General features: G+C 64.2%; 14 protein-coding genes. 6 read left to right on the forward strand and 8 right to left on the reverse strand.

All coding sequences use genetic code 11. From position 1 onward, the window contains the following. Positions 1-41: 41 nt before the first annotated feature. Together QYH69_RS13165 and QYH69_RS13170 are read right to left on the reverse strand one after the other, a co-directional pair. Complete coding sequence (locus QYH69_RS13165) at positions 42-980, reverse strand: manganese catalase family protein (protein WP_308832380.1); 939 nt, start codon at positions 978-980, stop codon at positions 42-44. A 165-nt stretch (positions 981-1,145) separates the two neighbouring features. After that, positions 1,146-1,370 carry a DUF2795 domain-containing protein gene (locus tag QYH69_RS13170; protein ID WP_308832298.1) on the reverse strand — a complete coding sequence of 75 codons (225 nt, stop codon included), beginning with the start codon at positions 1,368-1,370 and terminating at the stop codon, positions 1,146-1,148. Between the two features lie 291 nt (positions 1,371-1,661). On the opposite strand from QYH69_RS13170, the gene QYH69_RS13175 reads away from it, so the two are divergent. Together QYH69_RS13175 and QYH69_RS13180 are read left to right on the forward strand one after the other, a co-directional pair. Then, positions 1,662-1,934 (forward strand): hypothetical protein, encoded by a 273-nt coding sequence (locus QYH69_RS13175; RefSeq protein ID WP_308832299.1) that lies wholly within the window; start codon positions 1,662-1,664, stop codon positions 1,932-1,934. A 12-nt stretch (positions 1,935-1,946) separates the two neighbouring features. After that, on the forward strand, positions 1,947-2,477 hold the full coding sequence (locus QYH69_RS13180) for a DUF488 domain-containing protein (protein ID WP_308832300.1): 531 nt from the start codon (positions 1,947-1,949) through the stop codon (positions 2,475-2,477). A gap of 10 nt (positions 2,478-2,487) precedes the next feature. Here the strand turns inward: QYH69_RS13180 and QYH69_RS13185 are convergent, their stop codons facing one another. The 3 genes from QYH69_RS13185 to QYH69_RS13195 form a co-directional block, all read right to left on the reverse strand. Continuing rightward, complete coding sequence (locus QYH69_RS13185) at positions 2,488-3,048, reverse strand: PqiC family protein (protein ID WP_308832381.1); 561 nt, start codon at positions 3,046-3,048, stop codon at positions 2,488-2,490. A 92-nt stretch (positions 3,049-3,140) separates the two neighbouring features. Then, positions 3,141-4,442, reverse strand: coding sequence for an MlaD family protein (locus QYH69_RS13190; protein ID WP_308832301.1), 1,302 nt, complete (start codon positions 4,440-4,442; stop codon positions 3,141-3,143). Further along, positions 4,439-5,647, reverse strand: coding sequence for a paraquat-inducible protein A (locus tag QYH69_RS13195; RefSeq protein WP_308832302.1), 1,209 nt, complete (start codon positions 5,645-5,647; stop codon positions 4,439-4,441). Before QYH69_RS13195 ends, QYH69_RS13190 begins: the two co-directional genes overlap by 4 nt. Before the next feature lie 277 nt (positions 5,648-5,924). Here QYH69_RS13195 and QYH69_RS13200 point away from each other — a divergent pair, with 277 nt between their 5' ends. The 4 genes from QYH69_RS13200 to QYH69_RS13215 all read left to right on the forward strand — a co-directional run bounded on the left by QYH69_RS13200 (position 5,925) and on the right by QYH69_RS13215 (position 8,745). Further along, positions 5,925-6,959 (forward strand): flavodoxin family protein, encoded by a 1,035-nt coding sequence (locus QYH69_RS13200; RefSeq protein ID WP_308832382.1) that lies wholly within the window; start codon positions 5,925-5,927, stop codon positions 6,957-6,959. A gap of 97 nt (positions 6,960-7,056) precedes the next feature. Continuing rightward, positions 7,057-7,203 carry a hypothetical protein gene (locus tag QYH69_RS13205; RefSeq protein WP_308832303.1) on the forward strand — a complete coding sequence of 49 codons (147 nt, stop codon included), beginning with the start codon at positions 7,057-7,059 and terminating at the stop codon, positions 7,201-7,203. Positions 7,204-7,307: 104 nt separating this feature from the next. Continuing rightward, on the forward strand, positions 7,308-8,015 hold the full coding sequence (locus tag QYH69_RS13210) for a succinate dehydrogenase/fumarate reductase iron-sulfur subunit (protein WP_308832304.1): 708 nt from the start codon (positions 7,308-7,310) through the stop codon (positions 8,013-8,015). A gap of 274 nt (positions 8,016-8,289) precedes the next feature. After that, positions 8,290-8,745 carry a hypothetical protein gene (locus QYH69_RS13215; protein WP_308832383.1) on the forward strand — a complete coding sequence of 152 codons (456 nt, stop codon included), beginning with the start codon at positions 8,290-8,292 and terminating at the stop codon, positions 8,743-8,745. Between the two features lie 81 nt (positions 8,746-8,826). Here QYH69_RS13215 and QYH69_RS13220 read toward each other — a convergent pair whose 3' ends face one another. Genes QYH69_RS13220 through QYH69_RS13230 form a run of 3 tightly spaced genes read right to left on the reverse strand, consistent with a single transcriptional unit; the run spans position 8,827 to position 12,214 of the window. Further along, positions 8,827-10,437, reverse strand: a complete 1,611-nt coding sequence (locus tag QYH69_RS13220; protein ID WP_308832305.1) for an FGGY-family carbohydrate kinase — start codon at positions 10,435-10,437, stop codon at positions 8,827-8,829. A gap of 36 nt (positions 10,438-10,473) precedes the next feature. Further along, positions 10,474-11,205, reverse strand: a complete 732-nt coding sequence (locus QYH69_RS13225; RefSeq protein WP_308832306.1) for an SDR family oxidoreductase — start codon at positions 11,203-11,205, stop codon at positions 10,474-10,476. Next, positions 11,198-12,214, reverse strand: a complete 1,017-nt coding sequence (locus tag QYH69_RS13230) for an AraC family transcriptional regulator (protein ID WP_308832307.1) — start codon at positions 12,212-12,214, stop codon at positions 11,198-11,200. The genes QYH69_RS13225 and QYH69_RS13230 overlap by 8 nt, the downstream gene beginning before the upstream one ends. Between the last annotated feature and the right edge of the window lie 44 nt (positions 12,215-12,258).

Here is a 12,258-nt window from a genome sequence, read left to right on the forward strand (position 1 = left end):
GCCGCCGGTGTTGCGCGGCTGCCGGTCTATAGCCGTTGCGACTACTTGGCGCCGGCTTTGGCCCCCGCTTTCGCGGCCGCCTTGGCGCCGGTTTTCGCGCCAGCCTTTGCATCGACCGGCGACATGCCGAGTTCCGCGCCTGTCTCAGGATCCGACGACGGATCGGACATGAGCCGCTGTTGCATCGCCTCGAGCGCGGCCGTCTGCTGTTTGCCGAGCTTGACCGACGCGAGGCCGTCGCCGCCGTCGACAGCCGGTTCGGGGTCGCCGACGAACCTCAGGCCGCTGCCCTCGTTCCACGGCCCCATTTGCGGCGGCTCGCCCTGCGACATCTTCAGATACGCGTCGGCGAATTCCGGCATCGGCGGCATTTTGCCCGGCGGGAAGTTGCCGACAATCGAATACAGCGCCTTTTCGAACGACTTTTGATGCGAGACTTCGCGCGTCATCAGAAAGCCGAGCGCGTCGCGAATACCGGCATCGTCGGTCACGTTGATGAGCCGCTCGTAGATGATTTTCGCGCGTGCTTCGGCCGCGATATTCGAACGCAGGTCGGCCGTCGGTTCGCCGATCGTATCGATATACGCGGCGGTCCACGGCACACCCGCGGAGTTGGTCAACGGCGTTCCCGCGCCGTACAGCACTTGCGTGACGTGGCTGTCGTTGCCGGCGCCGTTCAGCTTGCGGTACAGCTCGGCTTGCGCGTCGACGGCCTCGGCCAGCTCGCCCTTCGCGCCGCGATTGAGCATCGCGACGATCGATCCGATGATTTCGAGGTGGCTCAGCTCTTCGGTCGCGATGTCGTAGAGCATGTCCTTGCGGCCCGGATCTTCCTCGGTTACAGCCTGCGTGAAGTAGCGCATGGCAGCGGCGAGCTCGCCTTGCGGTCCGCCGAACTGCTCGAGCAGAAGATTCGCGAGGCCGGGATCGGGCGCGGCAACGCGAACTGTGTATTGCAGACGCTTGTTGTGCATGAACATAAAGCGCTCCTTGGTAATCGTGGGTTGAGTCATCGATGCTGCCGGGGACGGCGCATGACTTACCGCATCGCGCGTACCCGAGCGTGTGCATCGCACGCCGTTCGGCGGGTTCGCTTCGTACGCGCGCTGCGAGTGGCGCATGTGCGGCGCAAATGCTGTGTGCTCCTACGCCTCGTTGCCGACGGCCTTCGACACCGCAGCCGGGCTGTCGAACTGTTCGTCGCCGAGGCCGGACAGCGCGTCCATCACTTCCTGGTCGGCACCGTGCTGTTTTGCGGCGTCGAGCAGGCGCTGCCTGTTCGCGGGATAGGACACGCCTTTCAGCGCCTTTTGAACATCGATGAACTTGCGGATCTGCGGGTTGGCGGGGTTCGATTGATTCGATGACATGGTGTGCTCCTTCGTGCGTTGCCGACGTTGGCTATCGCTCGTGAGCATCGGATGTACCGGATCGGCGTGCTGCGGCGTGGCACGCAACATGCGCAGCGATCACGTTGACTTATCCACCGGGGAGAATCAAGCGATGCAGTTTTCAAGCTGGAATCACGGCCACGACTGGGGTCATGCAAGAGAGTCCGGGCAAGCGCAGCCATGGCATGTGCCTGGGCGAGAGCCCGAAGCCGCATGCGACGCCATCGTGCACGCGCCGGCAACGTTGTTTCGCGACGCACCGGAGCGCCCATGCTGACGCCGCACGAGTTCGCGACGCTGCTGCTCGTCAAGCATGCGCCGGACGCAGCCGACCTCGAGCGCTACGAACTGAAGACGCTGCTGGAGCGTCGACTGATTGCACTCGAACCGACGGGCAACGGCGTTGCGTTGCCCACGGTGACGCCGGGCGGTCAGTCGTTGTTGCGCGCCATGGCTTTGCTGGCAGCTCGCAATGCATCGCAGCCGGGCGAGGCACAGTCGAGCGATGCACGCGATGCCCGCGAGGCACGCGAGGCACGTTGAGCGGCCACGGTTATGGCGAATACTTTCTACACAATCGGTCATTCGACACGGACGCTCGATGAGTTTCTCCCCCTGCTGCGAGACGCACGGATCGAGACGCTCGTCGACGTCCGGCGCATTCCGCGCTCGGCGACGAACCCTCAGTTCAATGCCGCAACGCTGCCCGATGCGCTCGCGCCCGCGATCGGCTACCTGCATCTTGCCGAGCTCGGCGGACGACGCAGCATGCGCAAGGAGGTGCCGCCCTCGACCAACGCGTTCTGGCAAAACCGCTCGTTCCACAATTACGCCGACTACGCGATGGGCGCGGAATTCGCGGCCGGTTTTACGAAGCTGCTCGAACTCGGCCAGGCCGGTCCGTGCGCGATCATGTGCGCGGAGACGGTCTGGTGGCGTTGCCACCGGCGCATCATTGCCGATTATCTGATCGCGCACGGAGAGAAAGTCGTCCATATCGTCGATGCGGAACACGCCGGCGCGGCGACGCTGACGCCGGGCGCGCATTTGCGGCCTGACGGCACGGTGACGTACCCCGCCGAATGACGCGTGCGTTTTAGCGCGCGGCGATCGACGTCGCGATCTGATCGGCCAGTTGCCCGAGAGCCCGACTCATTGCGGCCGCCTGCGCTGCCGCGTCGCCGCGATTCTCGATCTCGGATTTCAGCGTTGTCTGCCGCGAGAACGTGGCGCGGGCGGGTCGCCCCGACAGCAGCGTCCATGCCGCTTGCAGCGTCAGCGTGCCGTTTGCGTCGGCCTCTGCATCGAGGACCGTTACGACGAGCGTTCGCGTGTCGGGCGGCGCCGGCGCATCGGGCAGCACGAACGAGCCCGCGGGCAGGCGCGTGACGAGGTCTTGCGCAAGCGTGCGGCGCATCATCTGTGCGAGCGGCGCGCCCCAGCGCTCGCTTTCGGCGACCGAGATCCGGTTCGGCGACTGCTGCGTGACGACCTCGGGCCGGTCCAGTTCCGCGGGAATATGGACCGCGGTCAGCTGCACCGGCGGTATCTGGGCCGTCACGAACGGCGCGTCGGCCGGCGTTGCGTTCAGCGTCACATAACGTGTAGGCGGGCTGTGTCCGCAGCCGGCGAGCGCGCCTGCGGCAATCACTGCGATGACGCTCGCCGCGAGCGGCGCAGCGGTGACGTTCTTCGGTGATGCTTTCGCCGGTACGAATGCGCGCGTGGTCTTGTCCGTCGATTTGCGGCTCACGGCCTGTCCTCCTGTCTGCCTCGAACGAGCGCTTCGGGATGCCGGTCCAGATAATCGGCGAGCGCGCGTATCGATCTCGCGGTGTCGGTCAGCTCGCGCAACGTGGCCGGCAAATCGTCCTGGCTCGTCGCGTCGCCGCCAAGCGTGCGGTTTGCCGCCACCACAGCCTGGTCGGCCGAATTCGCCGTCTCGCGCAGTTGCGCGACGAGCGGACCGATTTGCGGCGACACCTGCTGCAGCGTGCGATCGATCTGCGCGACCGAGTGGTCGATATGCTGGAGGCTATCCTTGATCTGCGGCGATGAACTGAGCCTGTTCACATGCTCGGCGATGCTGCGCACCTGTTCTCCCGTTTCCTTGATCGGCAGGCTGTCGATCTTGTCGACGATGCCGTTCGCGGTCGACATCATCGTGTCGATGTCGGCGGGCGCGACGCCGGGAATGACGGGCATGCCGTCGTCCGCAGCAAGGAGCGCGGCGGGAGACGCGTCGCGCACGAAATCGAGGCTTACTTTACGTGCGCCGATGAGCGGCGGATCTTGCGTGAGCCGCGCACGCATGCCCTCGCCGACAAGGCGCTTCATCATGTCATCGACAATCGGCCGCCAGTCGCCGTTGGCGGGCGGCTGTACGTCGACGATGTCGAGCGCGGCCGGGTCGAGCGCGATCTGCACCGGCGTGCTCAATGTGCCGGTGCGTGCGTCGTAGCTCAGGCGCACGCTCGTGACCGTGCCGACATGAAAGCCGCGCAGCTCGACCGCGGCGCCGTCCTTCAGGTCGCCGACCGCGCCGTCGAAGCGCACGACGTAGGTGACGATCGGGCCATGTTGCGGCGCGAGCGCAGGCTTCCGGTCGCCGCCGTCGAAGTGATCGGTCGGCTGGCCGGTGCCTGGCTCCATCACGATTTCGGGCCCGGCAAGCATCGCTTTCAACGACGACGGATCGCTGAAGTCCGGTTGCGCGCCGAGCAGATAAAACTTCGTGCCGCTCACCAGATACTTCTTTTCGGCACGATCTATCTTCAGTTTCGCTTCCACATGCTTGCCGTCCGGCGCGAGCGAAACATCCGAAACCTTGCCGACCTTCACGCCGCGCAGTGTGACGTCGGTATCGTCGGCTTTCATCCCGTGGGCATTCGAGAACGTCACGGTGACCGTTTCGCCGCCTTGCGCGAGCGAGCGGATGCCAAGCCACAAGGCCACGCCGAGTGCGGCGATCGGCACCGCCCAGATCCAGCCCGGCCACGCGCTGCGCCGCACCTCGGCCTGGGTGCGCCGTAAGCGTCCCGCGCCGTTCACGGCCGCCTCCGCGACGCGCGCGCGTCCCAGAGCAGCCGCGGATCGAAGGCGCGCGACGCCAACATCGTGAAGAACACGACGAGCGCGAACGCCGTCGCACCGATCGCGGGCCGCGACGACGCGATGCTGCCGAAACGGATCAATGGGATAAACGCCGCGATCGTAAACACGTCGACGTTCGACCATCGGCCGAGTTCGTCGATCCATCGGTACAGGTGCGCCTTGGCGCGCAAATGCCTGCGCGAGCCGCGTTTGACCGAGATGACAAACCACGCCATGCCCGCGATTTTCGCCACTGGGATCACGATACTCGTGCAAAAGATCAGAATGCCGAGCGGCCACAAGCCTGCATGAAACAGTTGATAAACGCCGTCGACAATCCGGTCGGTCACGCCTTGGCCGAGTTGCAGCGAGTACGTCATCGGATACAGGTTCGCGGGCAGCGTGAGCACCAGCGCGGCCAGCGACAGCGCGCCCGCGCGTACGACCGCATCGGGTTTGCGCGTACGCAGCGTCAGCCCGCAGCGCGGGCACGCGTGGCCCTCGCGCGATGCCGGCTGGACGAGGTCGCACGCCGTGCATGAAATTGCCGGTGTGTCGTCCTGCAGTCGTTGCTCGGGCGCGATTGCGCGCCAGACCGTGCGGCGATCGAGCGCGGCGCGCGTGATCATCGACATCAGCGCCGCGGTAATGAAGCAGTAGCCGCCCGCGCCGATCGTGCCGGTCAGGTTTTGCGTGACGCGCGCATAGCCGACGAAGCAGCCGACCAGATACACGTCGGGCATGGCCCAGACGTCGAGCCAGAGCGTCCAGCGGAACAGTCTGCCCATTTGTCTGAAATGCCATCCGAACCGGACCGCACCGAGCACGATCGCAAGCCCGCCGAAGCGTACGAACGGCAGCACGATGCCGAACGTGCCGAGCAGCAGCGCAAGGATCACCGAGCCGCCGTCCCACATGTCGACGATGCCCGAGGACAGCACCGACGAGCGTTCGGCGCCGAGCATGTCGACGGTCATCAGCGGGGCGAGGTTCGCGGGGAACAGCAGGATGAACGTCGTGCTCGCGCACGCGAGCGCTGCGTTCACGCTACGGCCGCTACGCCGTTCGAGCGGATAGCGGCAGATGCGGCAGCGGGCGATTGTGCGCGCGGTAAGCGGCGGAATGTCCTCGAGCGCGCCGCATTCGGGGCAGCCGATCGTCATGGTGTCACGCCTTCGTCAGTTTCGTTCTTTTCACGGTTTTCAATCCGGCTAGCACGGTTCGTTCCCGTTGACGCGTGTGCTGCCGCATTGACCGGCGCTGGCGAGGTGTAGCGCGGCACACTTTCTGCGTGCCGCTCATTGCTTATGTCTGTTTGAGCAGACTTTCGAACTCGCGAGGCGTGCCGTGAGCAACGACAAAGAAGTTAGCCCTGAATTTAGCCCTGAAGTTAGCCCTGAATTTAGCCCCGAAGTCAGGAAAGGCCAGATCACGGAGAAGATGTCGCGTGACGCTTTTCACGAACGTTTTGCCGCGCGCTTCTTCGATCCGGCGTTTCGCGCAGAAGACGTGTCGATCGCCCGGCTCGAAGCGATCGCATGGGAGGCGTATATGCAAGGCCGCAAATCGCCGATAACCGCGAAGGCCGGGCCGGGTTTCGCCGATCCCGCCTATGACCTGTCGGTCGAATGGCGCGAGGCCGCGCAGCGCATCCGGGCCGCGCAGCAAAAGCAGCAGGATCGGGCGACGCGCTCGCGTGTTCTGATCGTCAACGCGTCGGCGCGAAACGACCATACGTGCCCTGGCGAGATGTCGAAGAGCTTTCGTCTCGCGAAGCGCGTCGAGTCGATCGTGACGAACGCGCAATTCGATGCCGATTTTCTCGATCTATCGCTGCTGACGTCAGACCGCGATCTTCATATCCATCCGTGCAAAGCCTGTGTATCGACGGCCATGCCGCTGTGCCACTGGCCTTGCAGCTGCTATCCGAATCATTCGCTCGGGCAGGTCAACGACTGGATGAACGAAATCTACGAACGCTTTGCCGCCTGTCATGGGGTTATCTTCGTCTCGCCTGTTTACTGGTATCAGTCGCCGAGCCCTTTGAAACTGATGATCGACCGGCTCGTATGTGCCGACGGCGGCAATCCCGACCCGACTTCGACAAGCGGCAAAGACGCGAAGAAGGCGAAGCAGCTCGAGCTGAACGGATGGAGCTACCGGAAGCATTTGCAAGGGCGCGCATATGGCGTCGTCGTGCACGGGGACGTGTCCGGTATCGAGACGTCACGCGCGGCGTTGTGCGACTGGCTCGACTGGATGGGATTGATCGAATGCGGCGCCCAGTCGCGGCTCGACCGCTTTATCGGTTACTACGAGCCGTATGCGACGAGCCATCATGCGCTCGATGAAGACACGGGCATGCAGGCCGAAACCGATAACGTCGCGCGCGCGGTTATCAATGGCGTCACGGCCATCCGTGAAGGGCGGCTGCATCGGCCCGACGAGGCCCTGGAGCGGCCGCGCGCGAAGTAGGCCGGTCCATCGTCTGGATAGATTTCGCGCGGCGGACCGCTGTTGGCCTGCGACATGCTAATCAGCGGGGAACACCATTCCTCTGAAGGAGCGACGAATGAACACGGAACAACTCTTTATCGACCATACGCCGGCCGAGGACGACGGTACCGACCTGCCGCAGGTGCCACACGAACCCGATCCGCCATCGACCGAAGATCTGCCCGATTTGCCCAATCCCGCCGAAGTGGGGGAAGACGGCTAACACGGCGCCCGGCGGGAACGCGCCATGCGCGCCTGACGCCGCGACGCGCCGTACGGCTATGGGCCGGAAGCCGCAAGCGGACTCGCGCCAACCGGGAGCCACCTATGTCCGATATCCGAACCATCGATATCTATCGATACGACCCTGACGCCGATACCGCACCGCGTATGCAGCGATACGAACTCGAACTCGGCCATAGCGAGCGCATGCTGCTCGACGTGCTCGGCAAGCTGAAGTCGATCGACGAAACGCTTGCTTACCGCCGCTCGTGCCGCGAGGGCATCTGCGGTTCGGACGCAATGAACATCAACGGCAAGAACGGCCTCGCGTGTCTGGCCAACATGAACGAGCTGCCGAAGCACATCGTGTTGCGGCCGTTGCCGGGCTTACCCGTGGTGCGCGATCTGATCGTCGATATGACGACGTTCTTCAACCAGTACCATTCGATCAGACCGTGGCTCGTCAACGACGATCCGCCGCCCGAGCGCGAACGCCTTCAGTCTCCCGACGAACGCGATCAGCTCGACGGACTTTACGAATGTATTTTGTGCGCGTGCTGCTCGTCGTCGTGTCCGTCGTTCTGGTGGAATCCGGATCGTTTCGTCGGGCCAGCCGGGCTGTTGCAGGCGTACCGGTTCATCGTGGATTCGCGCGATAAGGATACGGCCGCACGGCTGACGAATCTCGAGGACGCGTACCGGCTGTTCCGTTGCCGCACGATCATGAATTGCGTCGATGTGTGCCCGAAGGGGCTCAACCCGGCACGGGCGATCGGCGAGATTCGCTCGATGCTAACGCGGCGAACGGTCTGACGTCGCCGCGTGCGCACGGGATCGACGGGCTGCGGCGAGAACGCGCTCGAGCATACGCTCGTCCGTCGATATCGGCTCGGCACATATCGGCTCGGCGCATATTGGCTCGGCACGACGGGCCGGCGCTTATTGCATGCCCTGGAGGGCGAGACCGCTACGCACCGAATGCGACACCCGCTAATGCGCGACCGCTTGGGGAGCACGGCTATAATCGCGCTCAAACTTGGCCACGGAAGTTCGACGCGTGAAAAAAAACATAGCCTTTGCGATTGTTATGCCTGCCGCGCTTGCCGTTGCGTTTGCGCTTACTGCCTGTTCGTCGCCTGAGAAGGAGCAACGAGCCGAGCAGCGTCTGGAGCGCAATCAGGCGGGCCTTTCAACCGCGCAACACAACGCGACGGTCGATTGCAGCAGTACGGCTCAATGCGATTCGGCCTGGGCGTTGACGAAGCGCTATATCGAGCAGCATTCGAGTACATCGGTTACGCGTGCCGATGCGTTCGCGATCGATACGGACGTGCCGTCCGGTTCCGGCGACCCTGCTTATTCGGCCACGCGCGTCGCCAAGGGCAGCGGCGGCGCGGCGACGCTGACGCTCTACGCGCAATGCCGCGGCATGTACGGACCTAACGATACGAAAGCGTCGGACTATAACGAGTGCGCCGAGAAAATCATCAAGATCCAGAACGGGTATGTCGATTTCCTACGGTCGCATCTGCCGGGGCAGTAGAGCGGTAGCGGGGCAGTGGGGACGGCAGCAGACGCAATGAGCACGGCGGGCGCCGGCGAGGGCGTCGCCGCGAGTCGATTTCTATCTGATTTCCCTCGCCACGCGCTGCAGCTTCGCGAATGCGACATAGCGCGCGTCGTGCAATGAGGCGATTGCGCCTGCAGCGGGCGTGTAAGTATCGGTGATGCGCGACATGCCCGTCATCGCCGAGCGCACGTCGTCGAACAACCCGCCTGCCACGGCGCCGAGCATCGCTGCGCCGAGCAGAACAGGTTCTTCCGCCTGGATCGCGAGCACGGGCTTGCCCGTTGCATCGGCAAGCAGCTGACGCACGAGGTCGAGCCGTCCCGCGCCGCCGCTGATCACCACCTGCTCGATCGGCGCGCCGGCCTGCGCCTGCGTTTCGATGATCTGGCGCAGTCCGTAACCGATGCTGCAAATGCCCGCGATATAAAGCGCGACAAGACTGTCGAGGCCGGTTTCCATGCCGAGACCCGCGATGACCGCGCGCGCATGCGGATCGGCGAACGGCGCACGATTGCCGAGGAATTCGGGCACGACATGCAAGCCCTCCGCAAGCTTTGCCGCGCCCGACAGATCGTCCGATCGGCGTGACGCGATTTCCGCGAGCATCACCGGCAAAGATTGGCCGGCCTGCGCCGCTTCGGTTTGCGCTCGCAGCGTTTCCGGGTGCATCGAAAGCAGGCGCTCGATCGCCGCGCCCGCTACCGATTGGCCGCCTTCGTTGAGCCACGCTTCGGGCACCATGGCCGAGAAGTACGGTCCCCAGACGCCGGGCACGAACACGGGCTGCCGCGTGGTCGTCATCGTGCACGACGAGGTGCCGAACACGTAGCCGAGGCTCGATTCGGGCTTGCCTTGCGCACCGACCGTGCCGATGCCGCCGGCGTGCGCATCGATGATGCCGGCCGCGACCGGCGTGCCCGCGCGCAAGCCCAGTTCCGCGGCGGCCGCGCTCGTCAGTCCGCCGCCGAGCGGCGTGCCCGGGTCGACCACCTTCTGGCCGATACGCACAAAGCCTTCGTCGGCGAGCACGCCGAGGCCGACCGTGCGGAAATACGTGTCGTCCCAGCGCTGCTCGTGCGCGAGATACGTCCATTTGCAGGTGACCGTGCACGTCGACCGCGACAGATCGCCGGTCGCGCGCCAGGTCAGGAAGTCGGTCAGGTCGAAGAACTGCCACGCCGCTCGGAATACGTGCGGACGATGCTCGAGCAGCCACAGCAGCTTCGGCGTTTCCATCTCGGGCGAGATCTTGCCGCCGACGAACTTCAGCACCTCATGGTTCGTCTCGTTGATCCGCTCGGCCTGCTCGAGCGCGCGGTGATCCATCCAGACGATGATGTCGCGTCCGGCCTGTTCGGACGGGCCGACCGGCAGCGGCCGTCCGCCGTCGCCCAATACGACGAGCGAGCACGTTGCATCGAAGCCGATGCCGGCGATCTGGTCCGGCGACAGCGCGGCCTGCGCCAGCGCTTCCTTCACCGAATGGCAAATCGCGCTCCAGATTTCCGTGCTCGACTGCTCGACGATCGAGCCGGCTTCGTGGAAAACGGTGATGTCGCGTTTGGCCGATGCCATCATATGGCCGGCCGTATCGAAGATGCCGGCGCGGGCACTGCCGGTGCCCACGTCGACGCCGATCACATAGCGTGTGTTCGCTGAGGTCATGGTTCGAGGCCTCGCATCGAGGCTCAGACAGGTTGGTTACAGATCGACGCTGTTCGGCAAAATGACGAGGTCGCGAACCGTCACATTGCGCGGCCGCGTCAGCATGAATACGACTGCATCGGCCACTTCCACGGGCTGCATCAGACTGCCCGATGCGAGCGCTTCGTCCATTTTCGCCTTCGGCCAGTCGTCGAGCAGCGCGGTGACGACGGGGCCCGGCGCAACCGCGCCGACGCGCACGCCGTGTTTCGCGACCTGGCGCCGCGTCGTAGCCACGAAGGCCTGCACCGCGAATTTCGAAGCAGTGTAGATCGGTTCCCACACAACCGGCACGAGACCCGCAATCGAACTCGTGAAAATGATATCGCCGCTCTTCTGCGCGACCATATGCGGCAGCACCGCGTGAACCGAACGGAACGCCGCGTTGATGTTGAGATTCAGCATCCGGTCCCAGTCGTCGGGATTGCCGTTCACGATCTCGCCGCCAATATATGCGCCCGCGTTCGCATGGAAAATATCGAGGCCGCCCGCGACGGCGAGAATTTTCGGCAGCAAGTGCGTCGACACTTCCGCTGGCTTCAGCAAATCGAGTTGCAGCGGCAGCGCGTTCGGACCCAGTTCCGCGCAGCATTTCGCGAGCCGGTCTTCCGCGCGGTCGACGAGCACGACCTTCACGTCCTGCTCGACGAGGGCGCGCGCGCACGCGAAGCCGATCCCCGATGCCGCGCCGGTAATCGCGGCCACCTTTCCTTTGATCGATTCAGACATTGACTCCTCCCGTTGATGGCTGAACCGCTGCGGCCGATTCGTTTCCGCTCGCGGCATTGAGTTGCTGGTAAGCGCGCCAGCGCGACGGCGACATCTCCTTGAGCAGCAGGAACTGGCGATTGAAATTCGACAGGTTGTTAAAGCCGACCCGGTAGCAGATATCGGTGATATTGAGTTCGCCCGACATCAGCAACTGACACGCGAAGTTGATGCGCAGGCGGTTGACGTACTGAACGAAGGGCACGCCGGTATGCCGGCGGAAATAGCGTGAAAACGCGCTGACGCTTTGACCCGCCAGTTCGGCGAGTTCCGATTCGCGCAGTTCGTGCGACAGATTCCTGTCGATAAACGACAGCACATGATTGATGCGCGTCTCCGCATAGCGCGTCGGGTCCGCGCGAAACGCGGTGCTCGCGAGCTTGACCGGTTCGGCGCCTCGCGCAAGCAGGTCGAACAGTTCGATAAACAGCACGATGCGCCGCAGCCCTTGCGCACCGAGCATTTCGCGCATGACCGGTTCGGCGGCAGCGCCCGTCTCCGGCGAAAACAGCAAACCCCAGCGCGATGCGTCGAGCAGCGGCTCGACGCGTTTGAATTCGGGAAACGCCGCGATTGCGCGCGCGACGAAACCGGAATCGAATTGCAGCACGAGGCACCGTTCGTCGACACGTTCGCCGTGCGGCACATTGCTGACCCAGTTGTGCGGCAGGTTCGCGCCCATCATGACGAGATTGTGCGGCTCGAAATTGCCGATGTGGTCGCCGACGAAGAATTTGCCCGTCGTCGCGGTAATCAGATGAATTTCGTATTCGGGGTGGAAATGCCAGCGCACGGTCCGGTACGGATAGCCGTGCGACCACACCTTGAACGATTCGTCGCGCGGCAAGGCGACGAGTTCGAGATCGGGCTCGGCGATGTTCGCGCGGCGGGCGTCGTGCCTGGCCGTCGCTTGCGTAAGCGGATGCGTCTGTTCTCCTGCGCTGGCTTTTGCCGGGTGGGCAGCTCGCATTATCGTCGTGGTTGCCATGATCGAAAAAATAAGCCCTGACGGGG

The organism is Paraburkholderia sp. SARCC-3016 (genome assembly GCF_031119615.1).
Lineage (GTDB): Bacteria > Pseudomonadota > Gammaproteobacteria > Burkholderiales > Burkholderiaceae > Paraburkholderia.

Excerpts from the sequence above, each read along its gene's own strand:
- QYH69_RS13215 (WP_308832383.1), top strand. The coding sequence starts at position 8,290 with ATGCCTGCCGCGCTTGCCGTTGCGTTTGCGCTTACTGCCTGTTCGTCG.
- QYH69_RS13180 (WP_308832300.1), top strand. The coding sequence starts at position 1,947 with ATGGCGAATACTTTCTACACAATCGGTCATTCGACACGGACGCTCGAT.
- QYH69_RS13195 (WP_308832302.1), bottom strand. The coding sequence starts at position 5,647 with ATGACGATCGGCTGCCCCGAATGCGGCGCGCTCGAGGACATTCCGCCG.
- QYH69_RS13210 (WP_308832304.1), top strand. The coding sequence starts at position 7,308 with ATGTCCGATATCCGAACCATCGATATCTATCGATACGACCCTGACGCC.
- QYH69_RS13205 (WP_308832303.1), top strand. The coding sequence starts at position 7,057 with ATGAACACGGAACAACTCTTTATCGACCATACGCCGGCCGAGGACGAC.
- QYH69_RS13170 (WP_308832298.1), bottom strand. The coding sequence starts at position 1,370 with ATGTCATCGAATCAATCGAACCCCGCCAACCCGCAGATCCGCAAGTTC.
- QYH69_RS13225 (WP_308832306.1), bottom strand. The coding sequence starts at position 11,205 with ATGTCTGAATCGATCAAAGGAAAGGTGGCCGCGATTACCGGCGCGGCA.
- QYH69_RS13220 (WP_308832305.1), bottom strand. The coding sequence starts at position 10,437 with ATGACCTCAGCGAACACACGCTATGTGATCGGCGTCGACGTGGGCACC.
- QYH69_RS13165 (WP_308832380.1), bottom strand. The coding sequence starts at position 980 with ATGTTCATGCACAACAAGCGTCTGCAATACACAGTTCGCGTTGCCGCG.
- QYH69_RS13230 (WP_308832307.1), bottom strand. The coding sequence starts at position 12,214 with ATGCGAGCTGCCCACCCGGCAAAAGCCAGCGCAGGAGAACAGACGCAT.
- QYH69_RS13200 (WP_308832382.1), top strand. The coding sequence starts at position 5,925 with ATGTCGCGTGACGCTTTTCACGAACGTTTTGCCGCGCGCTTCTTCGAT.
- QYH69_RS13175 (WP_308832299.1), top strand. The coding sequence starts at position 1,662 with ATGCTGACGCCGCACGAGTTCGCGACGCTGCTGCTCGTCAAGCATGCG.